Consider the following 21,636-nt stretch of genomic DNA (forward strand, 5'->3'; position numbering starts at 1 on the left):
GAGAAACTTGTGCAACAGCGTCACCACCTAATCGCCTTGGCGGTCATCACTCTTTGTGGGCTTGCCCACGGCCAAGACAATGCCCATTCGGCCAAGCTGGATCGCGTTGAGGTCACGGGATCGATGATCAAGCGGCTGGATAAAGAAACGCCGGCCCCGGTCAGCGTGATCAGCCGGCAGGCGATCGAGCGCAGCGGTGCGACCTCGTTGGATGAGTTGCTGCGTATGGATGCGGCCACCGGTACCGGTGGCCTCAATGACATGGACAGCGGCAATGGCTTTGCCAGCGGAACCGCCTCCATCAGCCTGCGCGGCATGGGCTCCGCCGCCACTTTGACGCTGATCAACGGGCGTCGCTTGGCGCCAGCCGCCGTGGTCGACCCGAACACGGGGCAATCCACCGTGTTCAACATCAATTCGATTCCGCTGTCGGCGATTGAGCGGATTGAAATCCTCAAGGACGGCGCCTCCTCGCTGTACGGCTCCGACGCCATGGCCGGCGTGGTCAATATCATTTTGCGCAATGACTACCAAGGTGCGTTGCTGGCCCTGAATGCCCAGCAACGGCCGAGCGACGGATTGTTCAAAACCAGCACCGCCAGTGCCATGTTGGGTCTGGGCAATCTGGCCACTGAGGGCTACAACCTGTTCGGTGGCGTTGACGTCTACAAACGCGATGGCGTCATGATTGCCGAGAACCCCGGGCTGGTTCAGCAAGATTTGTTTGGGCCCTTGTTTGGCCGTCTGGCGATCGACAGTACCAGCGCCTACCCCGGCAATCTCTACACCTACAACGCTGGCAAGTCGGGCAGTTTCCGCGCCATGATGCCAGGCTGTGCGGCCGAGAACCAGGTGCCAACTTCCAGCACCAATGCCGCCCTGCAGTGCAAATTCAACCCAGACGCGGCCGGCATCCAATACACCGGCGATCAATTGCGGACCGCTGCCTTCCTGCGCGGCTCGCTGGCTCTCAGCAAGGACACGACCCTCTTTGGCGAGATTTTGGCATCGCGGGTCGACAGCCGCTTTTCCGATGCGCCGCCCTCGCGCACCGAGGCGCTGACACAGTGGGGCGACGCGCAGGGCAAGCCCAAGCTGTTCAATGGCCTGGCATTACCGGGTGCGCATCTGGACAATCCGACGCGCCTGGCGACGGTCGCCAAACCGGTGGTGATGAAGGTCGGCAGCAATACCTATACATTCACCAAACCAACCGTGCTGGGCTTGCGTTACCGCTTTGCCGACATCCCCGCCAGCAGCCAGAGCGTGGCCGACAACCTGCGCATGGTGTTGAGTGCCAGCAGCACCGTCGGCGCCTGGGATCTGGATGCGGGTTTGTTGCACCATATTCAGAAAAACACCAGGATAGGCGAAGGCCGCCTGAGTCTGGCGGGCTTGACCAAGGCGCTGGAAACCAGCAGCTACCGTTTTGGCGGGATCAATTCCGCGGAAGCGATTGCCGGGATAGCCCGCCACACCGAAGACCAAGGTGAAAGCAAGACCAGCAGTGTCGATGCCAAGGGCACGCGTGAGCTTGGCGAACTGGCCGGCGGCGTCATGATGCTGGGTCTGGGCGGTGAGTTGCGGCGCGAGTCCTTCTCGGTCGTGGCCGATCCCTTGATGGCGCAGGGCGACATCATCGGGCGTGGCATTGGCGAGGCGACCGGCAGTCGCACCGTCAGCGCCGCCTTCGCTGAGCTGCAATTGCCCTTCATCAAGAAGCTTGAGACTCAAGTGGCCCTGCGGGCCGAGCATTACTCGGACTTCGGCTCGGCGGTCACGGGCAAGCTGGGAGCCAAGTTCAAGTTCATCGACAGCCTGGCCGTGCGTGGCACCTATTCCACCGGGTTTCGCGCGCCGTCGCTGTCGCAGATTGCCAAGTCGGCAGTGTTCGCCTTTTCAACCGTGCAGGACAAAAAGCTCTGCCCGGTTTCCAGCACCACCAATGATGACTGCGCGCGCCGCATTTCCAGTGTCAATCAATCGAATCCCGAACTGCAAGCGGAGAAATCCAGTGCTTACACCCTGGGTTTGCTGTTCGAGCCGGTCAAGGGCGCGGAACTGGTGGTGGATGGCTGGTTCTTTGATCGCAAGGGCGAAGTTGATCGCTTGACCGCACAGCAAGTGATCGACCGTGAAGCCGAGTTTCCAGATTCGGTGGTCCGCCTGAGCAGTGACGTGCCGGGGAAGCCGGGCCAAATCAGTCAGGTGTTGCGCAAGTTCCGCAATTTGTCGACCTCCAAGACCGGCGGTATCGACTACGAAAGCAGCTATCGCTGGAAGATGGGCGAGGGCCATGGCTTCAAGCTCAAGTTCAGTGGCATGCGGATGTTGACGCGTAAACGCCAGACCGAAACGGGCCAGCCGGTGCTGGAGACCCTGGGCTTTTACGGTGTGCCGCGGTCCAAAAATCGGCTGAGTTTGGAATGGGATCAGGGGCCTTGGTCGACCACCTTGACCGGTAACCATGCCGGCAGCTTCCGCAGCTACAGCGCCAGCAGCGCAACTTGCCAGGCCGAGTTGACGGAAGCCAAGCGCGAGGACTTGTGCACCATGGCTGCTTGGGTAACGGCCGATGTGGCCGTGGTCTACAAAGGTATCAAGGGACTGAAACTCAGCGCGGTCTTGCGCAATCTGAGCGGCGCCAAACCGCCGTTTGACCCGACCGAAGGCGATACTGGATTCGACAGCAGCTATGCCAACCCATATGGGCGCTACCTGTCGGTGAGCGCCAGTTACGAGTTCTGACGCGTCAAGCGACTACTTTTTGCAGTTCCCCTGAGTTCCCTCATGCGACCTACTTTGTGTTCTTTTGCTTGGCTGGTGTTGCTGGCCTGTGTAAGCCTGCCGGCGGTGCAGGCCAAGCCCGCCGTGCCGCCGGCCAGTTTGGTGGCCGACGGCATTCCGAGCTTCGAGTGGGTCGGCTCGAGCGAGCGCAAGGCTCCAAACGCCGTCCGCTTTGTCGACTGGCACCCGATGCGGCCAGAAATGCTGGTGCTGGCCACGGCCGGCGGCAGCATGCAGTTGCACAGCCTGGCCAAGCCGGGCGCCAAACCCCGGCCTCTGACCGCCGGCCGCGACAAGGTCGAGACGGCGCGCTGGGAGCCCAGCCAGGGCGAGTATCTGGTGTTCAGTCGTGACCATGGCGGCGACGAAGCCTATCGCCTGTTTCGTTTGCAAGCGCAGCAGGAAGGCGCTGCGATGGCCGAGGCGCAGGCATTGACCCCGGTCGACGGGCGCGTTAGTGAATTTACCTTCCTGCCCAAAGGATCGGGTCTTGTCTATGTGTTGGACCGATTGGATCGGCAGGCCGAAGCGGGGCAACAGGGCGGCAGCCGGCAGTCTCGCAGTCGTTTGATGTGGGTGGACCCGCTGAAGCCCGACAGCGCCCGCCAACTCGGCGAGACCCTGGGTGGGCGCTATACCGATCTGCGTGTGGCACCGTCCGGCGCCGTGGTGCTAACGCACACTTTGGCCGGTAAGTCGCAAACGCTGGTTTTCGGACTGAACGGCGAGGCGGGGCGCCCGCTGGGCAACGCGGTGGCGGCGGCCGATGCCGAGTTTGAAGATGAAGAATTGCTGTGGGGGCGCCGAGTGCTGCAAGGCGATTTTCGGCAACTCGTGTCGCTGGGCCTGGCAAGCGGCCACCGCAGCGCGCAGTTGCCCGAGTTGAAGGCCGACCTGGAGGCGCTGGGCGTACCGCCGGCCGGCAGTGACAGGCCCTTTGCCCTGATTCATAACGAGGATGGCGTGTCTGTGCTGCGCCTTTACACGCCCACTGCGGGCGCACCGATCCGCATTGGCGAGAGTCTGCCGGCGGGACTGGTGCAAAACCCACGCTGGCATCACCGGCTGCCTTTGCTGGCCTTTGACCATATTTCGGCGCAGAGCCCCGGTCGGGTTCAGGTCTACGACTTGAGCAATGGCGAGTTGCGCGCTTGGACCGGCGCGGACGCCACGCTTCAAGCTGGCGAGGCTGGCGACCGTATCGACTACGGCAGCTTGCGCTGGACCAGCTTTGACGGCCTGACGATCAGCGGCCTGCACATCGCGCCGCCGGCCCGCTTCAAGGGGCCGCGGCCGGTCTACATCAGCATCCATGGCGGGCCTTCCTCGCAGTCCCGTCCCGGTTATTTGAATGCCACGTTGCGCCATCTGGTCGAAGTGATGGGCATGCATGTGATCCTGCCCAATGTGCGGGGCTCGGACGGTTTTGGAAAGAAATTCCTCAGTCTGGACAATGGCCGGCGGCGCGAGGATTCGGTCAAAGACATCAGCGCCTTGCTGGATGTGGTCGCCAGCCGCGCCGATATGGATGCCGCTCGCGTGGTCGTGGCCGGCGGCAGCTATGGGGGCTATATGTCCCTGGCGGTGGCCGTGCGCGAGTCCAAACGCATTGCCGGCAATATCTGCCGGGTCGGGATTGCCAATTTCGCCAGCTTTCTGGAAAACACCGAAAGCTATCGGCGCGACAACCGCCGCGGCGAATATGGCGACGAGCGCGATCCGAAGATGCGTGAGTTCTTGCAGCAAATATCGCCCTTGAACCATGCGGCCAAGGTGAAAAAGCCGCTCTTCATTGTTCATGGCCGCAATGACCCCCGCGTACCCTATGCCGAGGCGCAGCAGATGGTGGCCGCAGTGCGGGCCGGCGGCACGCCGGTGTGGTTCTTGACCGCCGAGGATGAGGGCCATAGCTTTACCAATGTCGACAATCGCGACTATCTATTTCAGGCCACGGTGGAGTTTGTGAGCCGGCTGATCGGGGCCAAAGCCGAGGCCGTGGACGAGCGGTCGGCCAAGCCGGCGCCACCCTCAGAAGGCGAGCTTGCTGGCGCCACAACCCAATCGCTTTGATGCGGTGCAGCAAAGTGAGCGCAGAATAGCGCTTTTGGCTAGGCGGCGCAAAGCGCGCTGCAACACCACGTGAGCTCTTCCAACACTGCCCCATCGGTGGGTCATTCGAATACGGCCATGGCCGGTTTGACCCTCGGCGCGCTGGGGGTCGTCTACGGCGACATCGGCACCAGTCCACTCTATGCGCTGAAGGAGGTGTTCCACGGCGGCCATGTTGCGCCGACGCCGGACAACATCCTCGGTGTGCTCTCGCTGTTGTTCTGGACGATGACCATCATCGTGTCGATCAAGTATGTGGTGCTGATCCTGCGTGCCGACAACAACGGCGAGGGCGGCTTGATTGCGATGCTGGCGCTGGCCACCAATGCCGTCAATGACCAGCCCAAGCTGCGCCGCACGCTGATGTTGGTCGGCCTTTTTGGCACGGCCATCTTTTATGGCGACGCGGTCATCACACCGGCCATGACGGTGCTTGGTGCCGTCGAGGGTATCGATGTGTACGCGCCCCAGTTGCACGAACTGATTCTGCCGCTGACCTTGATTGTGCTGGCCTGTCTGTTCGCCGTGCAGCGTCTGGGTACAGGCGGCATCGGCAAGGCTTTCGGCCCTATCATGCTGCTGTGGTTTGGCAGCTTGGTGCTGCTGGGTCTGCCGCACATTCTTGAAAATCCGCATGTGCTGGTGGCGATCAATCCGGCCTATGCGCTGGGCTTTTGCCTGGAACATCGATGGGTCGCATTTGTAGCCTTGGGCGCGGTGGTGCTGGTGGTCACCGGCGGCGAGGCCTTGTATGCCGACCTTGGGCATTTCGGCAAGAAGCCGATCCGCATGGCCTGGTTCAATATCGTCATGCCGTCCTTGGTGATCAATTATTTTGGCCAAGGCGCGATGCTTTTGGATCACCCTGAAGGAGTGCAAAACCCCTTCTTCATGCTGGCACCGGCTTGGGCGGAGATACCGCTGTTTTTGCTGGCCACGGCGGCCGCCGTGGTGGCCAGCCAAGCGCTGATCACGGCCGCGTTTTCGGTCACCAAGCAGGCGGTGCAGATGGGCATCCTGCCGCGCATGCGCATCCTGCACACCTCCGAGCGTGACACCGGGCAGATCTATGTGCCCTTCATCAATTGGGGCCTGTTTGTCTTCATCGTGTTGGCGGTGGTTTTGTTTGGTTCATCCAGCAAGTTGGCCGGCGCCTACGGTATCGCGGTCACCATTGACATGACCATCACCACGGTGATGACCTTCTTCGTGATCCGCTATGGCTGGAAGTACCCCTTGGCCTTGTGTGTGGCAGCGACCGGCTTTTTCTTCGTGATTGACCTGACCTTCCTGGCCTCGAACATGCTCAAGTTGGTCGCCGGCGGCTGGTTCCCGCTGATGATAGGCATAGGCATGTTCACGCTGATGCTGACCTGGAAGCAGGGCCGTCGCCTGCTCAGCAGCAAGTTGCGCGAGGATGCCATCGACCTGCGCAGTTTTCTCGATGCGGTCTTCCTGAGCCCGCCGGTGCGGGTCGAAGGCACGGCCGTGTTCTTGTCGGCCGAGGCCGGCGTAACGCCGAATGCGCTGCTTCACAATTTGAAGCACAACAAGGTGCTGCATGAGCAGAACCTGTTCGTCACCGTCAAGCACCATGAAGTGCCCTGGATCGGTTTCGACAAGCGTGTACAGGTCACCGCGCTGGGCAATCAATGCTGGGCGGTGAGCCTGCATTTCGGTTTCAAGAATGAGCCCGATGTGCCCTATGCGCTGAAGCTGCTGGAGCAAAACGGGGTGGTCCTGGAGGATATGGAAACCAGCTATTTCCTCTCCCGCGACATCGTGATCCCCACCATCGGCAATGGCGGCATGGCAATGTGGCGTGAAAAACTCTTCGCCAGCATGCACCGCAACGCCGCCGCTGCGGCGGACTTCTTGCACCTGCCCACCAACCGGATCGTGGAGTTGGGATCCAAGGTCGAAATCTAGGCGTCGCCTGGGGCGACGAGTTCGCCTACATCAGCGCCTCGCTGCTGCTGACACCATGCGCGTTCATGTGCACGACGCTGCCCGGTGGGATCAAGCCCCAGCCGTCCTGTTCATCGGCCAAGGGCTCCGACGCCACTACCAGTCCGTTCGCGCCGTCCTGGCGCAGGTACAGGGTCGGCGCGCGCTGGTCACTGGAAAAGCGGAACGCGTGCACTTGGCTGCCGTCGGCCAAGGCACCGGCAAAACGCAGCGGTTCGTGGATGTTCAGAACCTGCATCATCGCCAGCGTCTCGTTGAGGATCTGGCTGACCGCCTGCGTGACGCTTTGGCCGGACTCGATGCGCGCGATGATCAGCAAGAACAGCAACTCCGAGTCGGTCGCGCCCTTGCGTTCGGCGTAGAGATGGTCAGGCAGGCGCGCCTCCATCGCACGGCGGACTTGCCCGTAACCGCCAATCTGGCCGTTGTGCATGAAGAGGTAAGGGCCGTAGCGAAACGGGTGGCAGTTCTGCCGCGCGATGCCGGTGCCGGTGGCGGCGCGCACATGGGCAAAGAACAAATGCGAACGAACATTGCTGCACAGCGCCAGCAGGTTTTCGTCCGACCAAGCCGGCATCACCTCGCGGTAGACGCCGGGTGAGCTCAACTCGCCGTACCAGCCAACGCCGAAGCCATCGCCATTGGTGACGGCTTTGGCCTGATCGGCACGCAGCGACTGACGCACCAGCGAATGCTGGGGCTTGCAGACCAACTCATCCAGAAAGATCGAGGGGCCAAGATAGGCCAGAAATCTGCACATGGGCGAAAGCCTCCTTCCAATGTCCTGAACTGCTAGCGGTCAAACCGAGCGGCGCCGCGGCTTGCTGCCCATGCCGCTATGCTTGCAGAATGAAGCGCAGCCTCAATGATCTCTCAGTCTCAAGCCTTGTGGCCGGCTTTGTCGCGGTCTTGGTCGGTTTTACCAGCTCGGTAGCGATTATTTTTCAGGCCGCCCAGGCCTTGGGTGCGACATCCGCCCAAACCAGCTCCTGGATCTGGGCGCTCGGCTTGGGCATGGGCATTACCAGCCTGGGTCTGTCGGTCTGGAGCCGTCAGCCCCTCTTGACCGCTTGGTCGACGCCTGGCGCGGCCTTGATCGCGGCCACTTCGGGCATCTCCATGCCCGAGGCGATCGGGGCCTTTTTGTTCAGCTCCGCGCTGATTTGCCTGTTCGGCGTCACCGGTTGGTTCGAGCGCGTGATGGCCCGTATCCCCTTGGCCGTGGCGGCCGCCTTGCTGGCCGGTGTGTTGGCCCGCTTTGGGCTCGACGCGGTGCTGGCCGTCAAGACCGCGCCGACCTTGGTCTTGGCCATGGCCTGCGCCTATTTGCTGGGCAAGCGCCTGTGGCCACGCTATGCGGTGCCCGGCGTGCTCTTGGCCGGGGTGGCGGTGGCGGGCCTGCAAGGACGCTTGCAGATGGCCGCCGTCGACTGGGCCTGGGCGCAGCCGGTCTGGACCACGCCGCAATTCAGTTGGGCGGCGCTGATGGGCGTGGCCTTGCCCTTGTTCCTGGTCACCATGGCCTCGCAAAACCTGCCCGGTGTGGCGGTGCAGCGTGCGGCCGGCTACCGCACGCCGGTCTCGGCCAGCCTCACGGTGACGGGTCTTGCCGGCCTTTTGTTGGCGCCGTTCGGCGGCTTCGCCTTCAATCTTGCCGCCATCACGGCCGCGATCTGCAACGGCCCCGAGGCGCATGCCGACCCGGCGCGGCGCTATACCGCGGCGATGTCGGCCGGCCTTGTGTACATTGGCGTGGGTCTGGCCGGCGGCGCCGTCGTCGGGCTTCTGGTTGCCTTCCCGCGCGAGTTGGTGGCGGCGCTGGCGGGCCTGGCCTTGATCTCGACCATCGCCGGCGGTCTGACCACGGCCTTGAAGGAAGAGAAACACCGTGACGCCGCCTGCCTGACCTTTCTGGTGACCTTGTCCGGACTCACGGTGGCTGGCATCGGCTCCGCTTTTTGGGGCGTGGTCGCCGGTAGCTCGGCCTTATTGGTGCAATATTTACGCTCGAAGAATTAACAGGACTGAATCAAATGAAACTGCTATTTGTCGCCGATCCGCTGGAGTCGTTCAAGATCTACAAAGACAGCACCTTCGCGATGATGCGCGAGGCGGCCAAACGCGGTCATCAGCTCTGGGCCTGCGAGGTGCAAGACCTGATCTGGCGCTCCGGCGGCCGGGTGACGGCGCAGCGGGCCCGCGCCCTCACGCTGACCGGCGATGCGCTCAATTGGTTTGCCGAGGGCGAGCGGAGCGACCTGGTGGTGGCCGAGGTCGACGCCGTCCTGATGCGCAAGGACCCGCCGTTTGACAGCGAGTTCTTCTACGCGACCCATCTGCTGGAGCAGGCCGAGCGCGAGGGCGCGCGTGTCTTCAACAAGCCGCAGGCGCTGCGTGACCACCCCGAGAAGCTGGCCTTGATGCAGTTCCCGCAGTTCTGCCCGAGCACGCTGGTGACGCGCAGCGAGGCGGCGATCCGCGCCTTCCATGCCGAGCATGGCGACATCATCCTGAAGCCGCTGGACGGCATGGGTGGCACCGGCATCTTCCGTGTCGGCGCCGACGGCATGAACCTCGGCGCCATCATCGAGACGCTCAACAAGGGCGGCGCCGAGACCGTCATGGTGCAGCGTTACCTGCCCGCCATCAAAGACGGCGACAAGCGCGTGCTGGTGATAGGTGGCGAGGTCGTGCCGTTTTGCCTGGCGCGCATTCCGCAGGGCGGCGAGGTGCGCGGCAACCTGGCGGCTGGCGGCAAGGGCGTGGCGCGGGCCATCAGCGCGCGTGACCGCGAGATAGCCGAGGCGGTCGGGCCGCTGTTGGCGGCGCGAGGCCTGTTGCTGGTGGGTCTGGACGTGATTGGCGACAGCCTCACCGAGGTCAATGTCACCAGCCCGACCTGCTTTCAGGAGATCACCGACCAAACCGGTTTTGATGTGGCGAAGATGTTTATCGATGCCTTGGAGAAAGCGCTGCAGCACCCATGAGCGGGCTCGAATTAAGGCCGGTCGGCCGCCATAACTTCGACGCCGTCCGCGCGCTGGATGCCGGCGACGCGCAGCAGCAGGTGGCCAGCAATCTGTACTCGATCGCCGAGGCGGCGGTGATGCCCGAGGCTTGGATACGTGCCATTTACGTCGATGGCCGGCCGGTCGGCTTCTTGTTGCTGAATGACCCGACGCTCAGCGCCGACGCCGAAGAAAAGCGCTTCTCGCTGTGGCGCTTGATGATTGACAAGTCCGAGCAGGGGCGTGGGTTTGGCAGGCTCGCCCTATTGGCCCTGATCGAGCATGTGCGAACCAGGCCAGGTGCGCGTGAGCTCTTCACCAGCTATGTTCATGACGGCCCGACGGGCCCGAATTTGGCGGACTTTTACGCCTCGCTGGGCTTTGTGGCCACGGGCGAAATTGATGACGATGAAACCGTCCTGTGCCTGAGCCTGGACGACTCAACAACAAGGAGAATGGAATGATCAAAACCCGTGCCGCCGTCGCCTGGAAAGCCGGCGCCCCTTTGACGATTGAAGAGGTGCAACTCGACGGCCCGCGCGCCGGCGAGGTTCTGGTCGAGGTCAAGGCCACCGGCATCTGCCATACCGATTACTACACGCTGTCGGGCGCCGACCCGGAAGGCATCTTCCCCGCCATCCTCGGCCATGAGGGTGCCGGCATCGTGCTCGAAGTCGGCGAGGGCGTCACCTGGCTCAAGCCCGGCGACCATGTGATCCCGCTCTACACGCCCGAATGCCGGCAGTGCAAGTTCTGTCTCTCGCGCAAGACCAATCTCTGCCAGGCGATCCGCTCGACCCAGGGCAAGGGCTTGATGCCTGATGCGACCTCGCGCTTCTCGATCGATGGCCAGCCGATCTTTCATTACATGGGCACCTCGACCTTCTCGAATCACATCGTCGTGCCCGGCATCGCGCTGGCCAAGATCCGCTCGGATGCGCCGTTTGACAAGGTCTGCTATATCGGCTGCGGCGTCACCACCGGCGTTGGCGCGGTGCTGTTCACGGCCAAGGTCGAGGCCGGCGCGAACGTGGTGGTGTTTGGCCTCGGCGGCATCGGCCTGAACGTGATCCAGGGCGCCAAGATGGTCGGCGCCGACAAGATCATCGGCGTCGATCTGAACCCGGCGCGGGAAGCGATGGCGCGCAAATTCGGCATGACGCATTTCATCAACCCGAAGAATGTTGCCAACGTGGTGGATGAGATCGTGCAGTTGACCGACGGCGGCGCCGACTACAGCTTCGAGTGCATTGGCAACACCAAGGTGATGCGCGATGCGCTGGAATGCACGCACAAGGGTTGGGGGCGCAGCATCATCATCGGCGTGGCCGAGGCGGGTGCGGAGATCAGCACCAGGCCCTTCCAGTTGGTGACAGGGCGCAAATGGGAGGGCTCGGCCTTTGGCGGTGCGCGCGGCCGCACCGATGTGCCGAAAATCGTCGATTGGTATATGGACGGCAAGCTCAATATCGATGACCTGATCACGCATAAGCTGCCACTTGAGCGCATCAATGAAGGCTTTGATTTGATGAAGCGTGGCGAGTCGATTCGGGCGGTGGTGGAGTTTTGAAAGAACTCGAACTGCTCGGTGAGCACGCTTGCTTCGGCGGCCGGCAGCGTTTCTATCGCCATGCTTCACGCGAGATAGGCCTCAGCATGCGCTTCGGGCTGTTCCTGCCGCCCGAGCCGCGCGCCTTGCTGGTCTATCTGGCGGGGCTGACCTGCAGCGAAGAAACCTTTGCGATCAAGGCCGGCGCGCAGCGCTTGGCATCGGAGCTGGGCATGGCCTTGCTGACCCCCGACACCAGCCCGCGCGGCGTCGGCATTGCCGGCGAGTCGGACAGTTGGGACTTTGGTGTCGGCGCCGGTTTTTATCTCGATGCCAGCCAGCCGCCCTGGGCAAGCTATTGGCGCATGGAGAGTTACCTGATGCATGAGTTGCTGCCGGCGGTGCAACAGCAGTTCAATCTAGGGCCCGAGCGCAGCGGGGTTTTTGGTCATTCGATGGGCGGCCATGGTGCCTTGACCTTGGCGCTGCGCCATCCTGGCGCCTTCCGCTCGGTGTCGGCGTTTGCACCGGTCTGCGCGCCCTTGCAATGCCCTTGGGGGCAGAAAGCCTTTGCAGGCTACCTGGGGCGGGATCACGCGGATTGGGCCGGTCACGACGCCAGCGCCTTGATGCTGACGCAGACTCGTCCACCGTTCCCTGCCGGCATTCTGATCGACCAAGGCCTGGCCGATCCGTTTTTGGCAACGCAGCTGATGCCCGAGGCGTTCGAGGCGGCTTGCCTGGTGGCAGGGCAAGACCTGACCCTGCGCCGGCATGCCGCTTATGACCATGGTTACTACTTCATTGCCAGCTTTGTCGAAGACCATCTGCGCCATCACGCGGCGCAGTTATTGGGCTAAGTAGGCTGTTGCAATTGCTCACAATTGCCTCGTCAACAACCTGACTCTGGCCCCCGTTGTGCAAGGGCCAGGCGACTGAAGCAGCAATAGTCAATAACAGACGAGAGCTGATGCGGCGCCGGATGGCGAGACTTTGATTGGAGTTCTGAGATGACTAAGTTTTCTGTGGCTGTTGCTGGTGCTTTGATTGCTGTTTTTGCCGCTCAAGCGAGCATGGCTCAGGACAAGCCTGCTGCCGCTGCGGCAGTTGCTGCTACACCGGCTGTCACTGCGGCGGCGACGACCGCTGCTCCTGCAGCCAAGGCGGCTGCAACCAAGCCTGAAGTCAAAGCAGCTGTGACAAAACTTGAAACTGCCGCCAGTGCGCCTGCGCAGCCCGCCACTGCGGCCGTCGCCAAACCCGCAGAAGCACCGAAGAAGTAATCGCCTAGGCCCGCGGGCCGGCAATAGAAAAGGGGTGATGCTAGGCATCACCCCTTTTGCCGTTCAGTCGACGATCAGGCTTGTTTTTGCTTGCGGCGCAGGGCCAAAACGCCAAGGCCCAGCGCCATCAGCCCGTACGTGCTTGGCTCCGGCACGGCGGCGGTGATGCTCAAGGAGTCCACGCCGATGAAGTTGGAGTTGTCGCCACTAAGGCCACCGTTCGGCACAAAGTAGCGGAAGGCGATCGCGCCATTGGCCGCCGCGCTGAGTGCTGCGCTGTACTGCGTCCAGGTTTCCGGGTAGCCGCCCACATTCACGTCCGGGTTGATGCTCAACAGCAGCGTGGTGAAGGTGCCAACGCTGCTGGCGTCGCCGCCCACATCGGTGCCACCGACAGCGCTGAAACGAACTTCCAGGCGATCTGGCCAGGTCGATCCGGTGGCTGTGCGGGTGTAGAAGCTCAGCATGTCACCGGCGTTGAAGCTCATGCTCGGCAGAATCAACCAATCGCTGATGTCTCCGACGCTGCCGGTGCTGTTGAAGTTGGACGCCACATAGGAGGTCTGACCACCCGCGTGCCCGGCGAACGTGGTGCCGCTGCCGCCTTGAAACCAAGCGATGGTGCCGACCGGCACGCTATTGTTCTTGACTGTCCAGCCAACCGGGACGCCTGTATCAAAACCTTCGGTCAGCGATGCCGCCGATGCGCTGCCGGCAAAAGCCAGCGCCAAGGCCGTAACGATTGCTGGCACGCTGGCCTTGGCAAACAAAGAAGCTGAAGTCATCTTGCGTTCCTCCTGAAGCAGATCCGTGCTGGATCGGGTTTGGCTTGCGCCGGGCTGATTTGTTGCGGTCCGATCGGGTGGGGTGCTTGGCTTAAGCGCCTCATCGTGCTCGTTGCACATCTGCTTTGTACCGGCTGCAGGGATGTGACGAATCCGTGAAACCCCTCACGCCCCCTAGCTTGTAGGCCCCCGGACATTCCCGGGGCTCAGGCCTGGCCTTGCTCGCCAGCATCCTGGTTTAAACCCGTATAACGGTGACTTCTCGCCAGTCAACGACAATGGAAGGATATGGCAGTCCTATCTATCTCCAACGCCCATCTCGCTTACGGCCATGTCGCCTTGCTGGATGGCGCTTCGTTCTCGCTCGAAATGGGTGAGCGTGTCGGCCTGATCGGCCGCAACGGTACCGGCAAATCGTCGTTGCTGAAAATCCTCGCCCAGATGGAGAAGCTCGACGACGGCCTGCTGCAATTGCAGCAAGGCCTGACCAGCGTCTATGTGCCGCAAGAGCCCATCATGGACCCCGAGGCAACGATTTTCGAGGCCGTCAGCGAGGGTGTGGCCGAGGCCAAGGCCTTGCGCGCGCGCTACGAGATCCATGACCCCGAGGATGACCTCGAATGGGTGGCCGAGCGCATCGAACATATCGGCGCCTGGAACTGGGAGCAGCGCGTCGAGGAGTCCTTGCATCGCCTCGACCTGGACGGCTCGCGCCTGATTGGCTCGCTCTCTGGGGGACTCAAAAAACGGGTGGCGCTGGGCCGCGCGCTGGTTGCCCAGCCCGACGTGTTGCTGCTCGACGAGCCGACCAACCATCTGGATCTGGATGCGATCACCTGGCTTGAAGAGTTGCTCAACAACTTCAAGGGCTCCTTGCTCTTGATCACCCACGACCGGACCTTCTTGGACAACGTCGCCAACCGCATCGTCGAGTTGGACCGTGGCCAGCTGCGCAACTACCCCGGTAACTTTGCCGCCTTCACCGCCGCCAAGCTCTATGAGCTGGAAAACGAGGCGCTTTACAACGCCCGCTTCGACAAGATCCTGGCGCAGGAAGAGGTCTGGATCCGCAAGGGCGTCGAGGCTCGTCGTACCCGCAGCGTGGCGCGGATTCAGCGGCTTGAGACCATGCGCTTGGCGCATGCGTCGCGCCGCGATGTGCAGGGCAAGGTCAAGTTGGACATCGACACCGGCGGCGCCAGCGGCAAGATCGTGGCCGAGATGGAAGACGTCTGCAAGAGCTATGGCGACCGGATGATTGTGCGCGACTTCACCGCCACCATTCTGCGCGGTGACAAGGTCGGCCTGGTCGGCGCCAACGGTGCCGGCAAGACCACGCTGCTGAAAATGATTTTGGGCCAGCTGGCGCCGGACAGCGGCACCGTCAATATGGGCTCCAAGATCAATGTCGCCTACTTTGACCAGATGCGCGATGTGCTGGACCTGGAGGCGACGCTGGCCGACACCATCAGCCCCGGCAGCGAATGGATCGAGATCGGCAACCAGCGCAAGCATGTAAAGAGTTACCTCGGCGACTTCCTGTTCTCGCCGGCGCGCGCCAATTCGCCGGTCAAGAGCTTGTCCGGTGGCGAGCGCAACCGCTTGCTGCTGGCGCGTTTGTTCGCAAGGCCGGCCAATGTGCTGGTGCTGGACGAGCCGACCAATGACCTCGATATCGAAACGCTGGAGTTGCTGGAAGAACTGCTGGCTGACTACGACGGCACGGTCTTTCTGGTCAGCCATGACCGGCGTTTTCTCGACAACGTCGTTACCAGCACCATCGTCAACGAGGGTGATGGCCGCTGGCGCGAGTACGAGGGCGGCGTGCAGGACTGGCTGATTCAATCCAAGCGCGCAGCGGCCATCAATGAGCAAAAAGCCAAGCAGGCTCCAGCGGCGGCTCCGGCTCCGGCAGCAGCGCCAGCGCCCGTCGTCGCCAACAAGAAAAAGCTCAGCTACAAGGAGCAGCGCGAGCTGGATGAGTTGCCGGCCAAGGTGGCGGCGCTGGAGGCCGAGCAGGTGCAGATCAATGCCTTGCTGAATGGCACGGAGCTTTACTCGCAAGGCGCGGCGCGGATTGCTGAAGTCACCGAGCGCGGCGGCCAGATCGATGCCGATTTGCTGGCGCTGATGGAGCGCTGGGAAGCTTTGGAGGCGAAGTGACAGCAGGCGCCGCCGAGAAGCTGGAGGCCGAGTGGCTGGCGCTGCAGGCCAACCATGAGCAATACGAGCGCGCGGCCCTCGGCGTCAAGTTGCTGGCCGTGGCGCTCTGCGCGCTGGCTTTTGGTTTGCGCTGGCTCTGGGTCCTGATGCTGATCTTGTGGGTGCAAGAGGCGATTTTCAAGACCTTTCAGGCACGCTTGGGCGCTCGCCTCCTGCGCGTTGAGGCCTTGCTTCGCGAGGGGCAAGCAGGGCCGGATCAAGCGCTGCAGTTGCACAGCGAATGGCTGGTTTCAAGGCCGCGTGGCGCGGCGCTGCTGGGCGAATATGCGCTCAGCGCCTTGCGCCCGACGGTGGCCTTCCCTTATCCGCTGCTGGCCTTGCTGGTGGGGTTCTTTTAGAGCTGCACCGTCACGCTGCCGAGGCCGGCAAAGCCGACGCTGGCGCGGTCGCCGGGCTGCAGGCCCGCTTGGCTCAACCAGGCACCGGTCGTCACCACGCTGCCGGCGGGCAAGCTGCGGCCCTCGCGGGTGACATGCCTGAGCCAGGCGCTCAAACCCCAGGCGGGGTCATCCAGCGTATGGCCACCGACGCCGCGCAGAACCGGGCCATCGTTGACCCGCAATTCGCAGGCCTGCGCCCACCAGTCGCGTGGCTTGAAGGGCTGCCAGTCGCCCAGGGCCAAGGCGCCATGCGAGAGAAAGTCGGCCTGCCGCAACAGGGCCGGCGCCGCGCCCGCCTCTTGCCAGCGCGAGCTCACCAGTTCGACCGACACGGTCATCGCGTCGACCAAGTCGCGTGCGCCCTCAATGCTCAGTCCGGCCGCCTGCTCGGGCGTGACTTCGCTGCCAATGCGCAAGGCGATCTCGGCCTCGATGCCCGGTGAAGTCAGTTGCAAATCGCTGAAGTCGGCCGGGCTTTGGCGCACGCCGGTAGGTGACAGCGGCGCATGTGTCAAGCTAACTTGACGCGAGGCGCCGCCGCTTTTCCAATATTGCGGCCGGCCAGGCTCAAGCCAGCCCAAGCCCTGCGCCACCGACTGTTGAATCGCGTAGGCGGCCTCGCCGTTGGGCACGCAGTCCGGCCAGTCGGCGGCGCTGATGCGCAGAGACTGGCTCCAGGCTTGGCGCAGCGCCAGGGCGAGATCTTGCTTGGCTTTGCTGTTCATGAGTTTGCCCGGGCGGAGTCAGACCTTGTCCAGCCGGATGGCGGGAATCAGCACCTGGTGGCCCTTCAGTTGCACCACCAACTCACCATGGCTGACGACCACGCATTGAACCGTTTCGATCTTGTCGTGGTACTTGACCCGGTCACCGGCCTTCAGGACGGGCAGCACGGGCAAGACAATTCTGGGCGGTTTTGGAGCCGGCGGCGCGATCTTGACGATGGCGCTGAGCCTTGCGTGCAGCTCGGGGCGCTCTCTCGCCAGCGCCTCCAGCGCCTGCGTCATGGTCGACTTCAGCTCTGCCGCCGTGAAGGGCTTTTTCAGCAAGAAATTCGAACCCACCTCATAGGCGTCCGCCATATGCTGCGGGCTGACTTCGAAGCTCAGCAGCGCCAGGCGGCAGCCTGGATTGGCTTCTTTCAGGCGGCCGTATAGCTCGATGCCGCTCATGGTGGCCTTGGGGAACCAGTCGCTGATCAGGTAGTCGGGCTTGAAGTCCAGCCCGATCTTCAAGCCTGATTCCGGATCGCTGGCGCAGCGAATGGTGTCGGCAGGGAGCCCGAAGCCCTCCAACAATTGGCGAGCAAAGGTCTGAACGCCGGCAAGGCCATCTACCACTAGAAATCGAAGGTCGGCGGGCATGGGCAAGGCAAAGGGGCTCACTGGTGAATTGACAGGATGGTAACGGCTTGTTCAGGCCGCTGCAGCGCGCAGGCTTTGCAAGCGCCGCCAAAACAGGGCGTCTTGCGCGGTAGCGAAGTTGATCCGCATCAGCGTGCTGCTTTGGCGGCTGGCGCTGAACAGCATGCCGGGCGCGGTCAGCCAGCCCTCGTCCATCATCGCTTGGGCCAGGCGTTCGGTGTCCATGCCCACATCGACCCAGCCGAACAGGCCTTGCGGCGGCGCCACGAAGCGGCAGCTCGCCGCCTCGGCCAGCTTCATGCTGCGCTGGCGGGCGGCGTCCAAGAGGGTCAAAACCCGCTCGGCATGGCGGCGCAATTGCCCCTGCTCCAGGCAATGGGCGACGGCACGCTCCAGCAAGGGGCTGGTGGTCAGACTGCTGAGCAGTTTCAGGTTCGTGAGCTTCTCGATCCAGGCCGGGCTGGCGGCCAGATAGCCGACCCGCCAAGCGGGCGTCAAAATCTTTGAAAAGCCCGAGACATAGATGGTGCGGCGCAGGCCGTCCAGAGCGGACAAGCGCGGCGCATGGTTGGGCGCCAGGAAGGCATAGGTATCGTCCTCGACGATCTGAAAGTCACCTCGTTCGGCCAGACTGAGGATTTGGTGCGCATTCGCCAGCGACAAGCTGTTGCCGGTCGGGTTGTGCAGCACCGACACCGTCACATACATGCGCGGGCGATGCTGTTCGATGAGCTGCTCCATCACGGCCAGGTCGGGGCCGTTGGCGCCACGCGGCACCGGCAGCAAGCGCATGCCGGCATGCGTCAGGCGGGCAAACTCGATCGCCCAGCCGGGGTCATCCACCAGCACCGCGTCGCCCGGTTGCAGCAGCGTGCGGGTGATCAGGTCAAGCGCGTGGGTGGCGCCGACTGTGGTAACGATCTGCTCGGCCGGGCAGGCGATGCCGAGATCGGCCAACCGCAGACCCAAGGCTTGGCGCAGACGGGCGTCGCCGGCCGGCTCCCCATAGTGCAAGGCCAGTTGTTCGGCGCCGCTGCCGGCCTTCAGCACCTGGCGCATCGCTGCTTGCAGCATGGGCAGGTCCAGCCATTCGGCCGGCAAGGTGCCGAGGCCCGGCGCGCGCTTGGCGTCGGCCTGAAACATGCCGCGTATCAAGGCAGTCGCGTCGACCGGCGGCGGCTGCGGCACCACCACCGCCGCGGCGGCGGGCGGTCTAGCTCTTGCGGCGGCCTGGCTGTCGCGTACGAAAAAGCCGCGCTGCTTGCGTGCTTCCAGCAGGCCGGCGGCCAGCAGTTGGTCATAAGCGGCCACCACTGTGTAGGGGCTGACGCCGTGATGGCGCGCACATTCGCGTACCGAGGGCAGGCGCGCGCCGGGCAAGAGCAGGCGCTGCCGGATGCGCTCGGCAAAACGCTGTGCCAATTGCTGCGCCAAGGGTTGGCTGGCCTTGCGTGCAAGCGGGCTGCTGGGTATGGCTGCTGTGTTGGTCATTTTGCCGATACAGATTGATCAATTGACCGTAAAAGTGTACTGCAGCTGTATTGGTTGCGGGCAGCATACTGAGGCTCTGAAGTTGAGAGATTTGGATGCCCGCCATGATGACCCTGCCCACCTTGTTTGCCGTGATCGCATTTGCCACGGTCACCTCGATCACGCCCGGCCCCAACAATATGATGCTGCTGGCCTCGGGGGTTAACCACGGTTTCAAGAAGACGCTGCCGCATATTGCCGGCATCAGCATCGGACTCCTGGTCCTGCTTTTGGCCGCCGGCCTCGGTCTGGGGGCCTTGTTGCAGCAATGGCCGCAGCTTTATCTGGGGCTGAAGGTGGTGGGCGTGTCCTATATGGTGTGGCTGGCCTGGAAGCTCTGGCACGCCGAGGCACCGACCGGGCCGGCAGGGAATCCGGCAAGCTCAGGCCCGGCGAGTTTGATGGGTTTTTGGGGCGCGGCGGCGTTTCAGTGGGTCAACCCGAAGGCCTGGATGATTGCGATCGGCGCGGTGGCGGGCTTCACGGCGCCGGATGGCGGCTTGGCGGCGATGCTGGGCTTGGCGCTGATCTGTGCGCTGGTCAATGCACCTTGTGTGGGCCTGTGGGCGTTTGCTGGCGCCAAGTTGAGCCGCTTCTTGGCTGAGCCTGCGCGCCGCCGCGCCTTCAATGCCGTGATGGCCTTGTCATTGCTGGCCAGTATCTGGCCGATGTTGGGAGCTTGAGAGATGAAGACCTTGGGAATTCTGGGCGGCATGAGTTGGGAGTCGACCGCCCATCTGTACAAGCTGCTGAATCAGGACGTGGCCGCCAGGCTGGGCGGACTGCATAGCGCCGACCTGCTCTTGCGCAGCGTCGACTTTGCCGAGATCGAGGCGATGCAGCGCGCTGGCGACTGGGCCGCAGCCGGCCAAATGCTCGGCTTGGCCGGGCGCGGCTTGAAGGCGGCCGGCGCCGAGGGATTGCTGATTGCGACCAACACCATGCACAAGGTCGCCGACGAGGTCGAGCGCCTGAGCGGCCTGCCCTTGATCCATATCGTCGATGCGACGGCCGCTGGCTTGAAGGCGGCCGGCGTCAAACGCGCCGGTTTGTTGGCTACCCGCTACACGATGGAGCAAGATTTTTACCGGGGGCGCATGCAGGATAGGCATGGGATCGAGCTGCTGCTGCCAGGCCAAGAGGACCGCGACGAGGTTCACCGCATCATTTTCGAAGAGCTCTGCCGCGGCCAGATCTTGGCGCCCTCAAGAGCCCGCTATCAGCGCATCGTCCAGGGCTTGAGTGAGGCCGGAGCCGAGGCGGTGATTCTTGGCTGCACCGAAATCTGCTTGCTGCTGGACCCGTCGGCTGCCGGCCCAACGCCCTTGTTCGACGGCACCGCCCTGCATGCCCGTGCGGCGGTGGACTGGATGTTGGGTGGTACAACGTCAACTTAGACGGCCGAATCACGCCGCAACAAGCTTACAAGTGAGACAACATGAACTCAGTCTGGACCCAAGCGCGGCGTGCCGCGCGCATGAACCCCTCGATCATTCGGGAAATCCTCAAGGTCACCGAAAAGCCCGGCATCCTGTCGATGGCCGGTGGCCTGCCCTCGGCCGATACCTTTCCGGTCGCGGAGCTGAAGGCCGCCTGCGACAAAGTCCTGAACGAGAACGCCAAAGAGGCGCTGCAATACGCGGCCAGCGAAGGCTTCGCGCCGCTGCGCGAATGGGTGGCGCAGCGGGTCACCAGCTTGGGCATGCAGGTCACGCCCGATCAGGTGCTGATTACCAGCGGTTCGCAGCAGGGCCTGGATCTGGTCGGCAAGATTCTCTGTGACGCCGGCGCGCCGGTGGCCGTCGAAACGCCCACCTATCTCGGTGCGCTGCAGGCCTTCACGCCCTATGAGCCCATCTTCACCAGCCTGGACAGCGATGAGCAGGGTGTTGACCCGGCCGCCATCGCCCGCCTGCCGCATGATGCGCCGGGTACGCGCTTCGCCTATCTCTTGCCCAATTACCAAAACCCGACCGGCCGCGTGATGAGCCTGGAGCGGCGCCAAGCAGCGGTCGCCGCGGCCAAGGCAGCGGGCGTGCCCATCGTCGAAGACAACCCCTACGGCGACCTCTGGTTTGATGAGCCGCCGCTGCCTTCGCTGGCCTCGCTGTGGCCCGAGGGCGTGATCTATCTGGGCTCCTTCAGCAAGGTCTTGACACCGGGTTTCCGGCTCGGTTTCATGATTGCGCCGCCCGAGTTGTATCCCAAGCTCTTGCAGGCCAAGCAAGCCGCCGACCTGCACACGCCGGGCTTCAATCAGCGTGTTGTTTACGAAGTCGTGCGCAACGGTTTCCTTGACGAGCATGTGCCCAAGATCCGCGCCCGCTACAAGGCCAACCGCGATGCGATGGCCGAGGGGCTGAAGCAGCATCTTCCGCCGGGCTGCGAATGGCAAACGCCGAAGGGAGGCATGTTCTTCTGGATTCGCCTGCCCGAGGGGCTGAATGCGATGGACTTGCTGCCCAAGGCGGTCGACGCCGGCATCGCCTTTGTGCCGGGCGCAGCCTTCTATGCCCATACGCCCGACCCGCGCGCGATGCGCCTGTCTTTTGTCACCTTGACGCCACCGCAGATTGAAGAGGGCGTGGCGATACTCGGCCGGGTCTTGCGTACTGCCTTGGAAGACATCGGCGCCGAATCAGCCCCATGA

The 21,636-nt window shown here is 63.2% G+C and carries 18 protein-coding genes; 13 read left to right on the plus strand and 5 right to left on the minus strand.

Features of this window, described 5'->3' with window-relative positions:
• Positions 1-9: 9 nt before the first annotated feature.
• The 3 genes from LNV07_RS07990 to LNV07_RS08000 all read left to right on the plus strand — a co-directional run bounded on the left by LNV07_RS07990 (position 10) and on the right by LNV07_RS08000 (position 6,825).
• On the plus strand, positions 10-2,748 hold the full coding sequence (locus tag LNV07_RS07990; protein WP_263570656.1) for a TonB-dependent receptor plug domain-containing protein: 2,739 nt from the start codon (positions 10-12) through the stop codon (positions 2,746-2,748).
• Positions 2,749-2,790: 42 nt separating this feature from the next.
• Positions 2,791-4,857: a S9 family peptidase gene (locus LNV07_RS07995; protein WP_263570657.1), complete on the plus strand. Its 2,067-nt coding sequence runs from the start codon at positions 2,791-2,793 to the stop codon at positions 4,855-4,857.
• 117 nt (positions 4,858-4,974) lie between these two features.
• On the plus strand, positions 4,975-6,825 hold the full coding sequence (locus LNV07_RS08000) for a potassium transporter Kup (RefSeq protein WP_263570658.1): 1,851 nt from the start codon (positions 4,975-4,977) through the stop codon (positions 6,823-6,825).
• Positions 6,826-6,850: 25 nt separating this feature from the next.
• Here the strand turns inward: LNV07_RS08000 and LNV07_RS08005 are convergent, their stop codons facing one another.
• Positions 6,851-7,624 carry a class II glutamine amidotransferase gene (locus tag LNV07_RS08005; protein ID WP_263570659.1) on the minus strand — a complete coding sequence of 258 codons (774 nt, stop codon included), beginning with the start codon at positions 7,622-7,624 and terminating at the stop codon, positions 6,851-6,853.
• Positions 7,625-7,713: 89 nt separating this feature from the next.
• Here LNV07_RS08005 and LNV07_RS08010 point away from each other — a divergent pair, with 89 nt between their 5' ends.
• The 5 genes from LNV07_RS08010 to fghA are packed head-to-tail and all read left to right on the plus strand — an operon-like array spanning position 7,714 to position 12,281.
• Positions 7,714-8,883, plus strand: coding sequence for a benzoate/H(+) symporter BenE family transporter (locus LNV07_RS08010; protein ID WP_263570660.1), 1,170 nt, complete (start codon positions 7,714-7,716; stop codon positions 8,881-8,883).
• Positions 8,884-8,897: 14 nt separating this feature from the next.
• Positions 8,898-9,851 (plus strand): glutathione synthase, encoded by a 954-nt coding sequence (gene gshB, locus LNV07_RS08015; protein ID WP_263570661.1) that lies wholly within the window; start codon positions 8,898-8,900, stop codon positions 9,849-9,851.
• Positions 9,848-10,336, plus strand: a complete 489-nt coding sequence (locus LNV07_RS08020) for a GNAT family N-acetyltransferase (protein ID WP_263570662.1) — start codon at positions 9,848-9,850, stop codon at positions 10,334-10,336. The genes gshB and LNV07_RS08020 overlap by 4 nt, the downstream gene beginning before the upstream one ends.
• The gene (locus tag LNV07_RS08025; protein WP_263570843.1) at positions 10,336-11,442 is read left to right on the plus strand and encodes an S-(hydroxymethyl)glutathione dehydrogenase/class III alcohol dehydrogenase; all 1,107 of its coding nucleotides are present in this window, start codon (positions 10,336-10,338) and stop codon (positions 11,440-11,442) included. Before LNV07_RS08020 ends, LNV07_RS08025 begins: the two co-directional genes overlap by 1 nt.
• Positions 11,439-12,281 (plus strand): S-formylglutathione hydrolase, encoded by an 843-nt coding sequence (gene fghA / locus LNV07_RS08030; protein ID WP_263570663.1) that lies wholly within the window; start codon positions 11,439-11,441, stop codon positions 12,279-12,281. The genes LNV07_RS08025 and fghA overlap by 4 nt, the downstream gene beginning before the upstream one ends.
• A gap of 497 nt (positions 12,282-12,778) precedes the next feature.
• Here fghA and LNV07_RS08035 read toward each other — a convergent pair whose 3' ends face one another.
• The gene (locus LNV07_RS08035) at positions 12,779-13,489 is read right to left on the minus strand and encodes a choice-of-anchor J family PEP-CTERM protein (RefSeq protein WP_263570664.1); all 711 of its coding nucleotides are present in this window, start codon (positions 13,487-13,489) and stop codon (positions 12,779-12,781) included.
• A gap of 288 nt (positions 13,490-13,777) precedes the next feature.
• Here LNV07_RS08035 and LNV07_RS08040 point away from each other — a divergent pair, with 288 nt between their 5' ends.
• Together LNV07_RS08040 and LNV07_RS08045 are read left to right on the plus strand one after the other, a co-directional pair.
• Positions 13,778-15,652 (plus strand): ATP-binding cassette domain-containing protein, encoded by a 1,875-nt coding sequence (locus tag LNV07_RS08040; protein ID WP_263570665.1) that lies wholly within the window; start codon positions 13,778-13,780, stop codon positions 15,650-15,652.
• Complete coding sequence (locus LNV07_RS08045; RefSeq protein ID WP_263570666.1) at positions 15,649-16,050, plus strand: hypothetical protein; 402 nt, start codon at positions 15,649-15,651, stop codon at positions 16,048-16,050. The genes LNV07_RS08040 and LNV07_RS08045 overlap by 4 nt, the downstream gene beginning before the upstream one ends.
• On the opposite strand, the gene LNV07_RS08050 is transcribed toward LNV07_RS08045, so the two are convergent.
• The 3 genes from LNV07_RS08050 to LNV07_RS08060 are packed head-to-tail and all read right to left on the minus strand — an operon-like array spanning position 16,047 to position 18,947.
• Positions 16,047-16,817: a fumarylacetoacetate hydrolase family protein gene (locus LNV07_RS08050; RefSeq protein WP_263570667.1), complete on the minus strand. Its 771-nt coding sequence runs from the start codon at positions 16,815-16,817 to the stop codon at positions 16,047-16,049. The two genes, LNV07_RS08045 and LNV07_RS08050, sit on opposite strands and share 4 nt — an antisense overlap.
• Positions 16,818-16,835: 18 nt before the next feature.
• Positions 16,836-17,456, minus strand: coding sequence for a response regulator (locus LNV07_RS08055; protein ID WP_263570668.1), 621 nt, complete (start codon positions 17,454-17,456; stop codon positions 16,836-16,838).
• A gap of 51 nt (positions 17,457-17,507) precedes the next feature.
• Positions 17,508-18,947, minus strand: a complete 1,440-nt coding sequence (locus LNV07_RS08060) for an aminotransferase-like domain-containing protein (protein WP_263570669.1) — start codon at positions 18,945-18,947, stop codon at positions 17,508-17,510.
• Positions 18,948-19,051: 104 nt separating this feature from the next.
• On the opposite strand from LNV07_RS08060, the gene LNV07_RS08065 reads away from it, so the two are divergent.
• Genes LNV07_RS08065 through LNV07_RS08075 form a run of 3 tightly spaced genes read left to right on the plus strand, consistent with a single transcriptional unit; the run spans position 19,052 to position 21,636 of the window.
• Entirely contained in the window at positions 19,052-19,669 is a 618-nt protein-coding gene (locus LNV07_RS08065) for a LysE family translocator (protein WP_263570670.1), read from the plus strand.
• Between the two features lie 3 nt (positions 19,670-19,672).
• The gene (locus LNV07_RS08070) at positions 19,673-20,383 is read left to right on the plus strand and encodes an aspartate/glutamate racemase family protein (protein WP_263570671.1); all 711 of its coding nucleotides are present in this window, start codon (positions 19,673-19,675) and stop codon (positions 20,381-20,383) included.
• A gap of 41 nt (positions 20,384-20,424) precedes the next feature.
• On the plus strand, positions 20,425-21,636 hold the full coding sequence (locus tag LNV07_RS08075; RefSeq protein WP_263570672.1) for an aminotransferase-like domain-containing protein: 1,212 nt from the start codon (positions 20,425-20,427) through the stop codon (positions 21,634-21,636).

Source organism: Roseateles oligotrophus, assembly GCF_025717515.1.
GTDB lineage: Bacteria > Pseudomonadota > Gammaproteobacteria > Burkholderiales > Burkholderiaceae_C > Paucibacter_A > Paucibacter_A oligotrophus.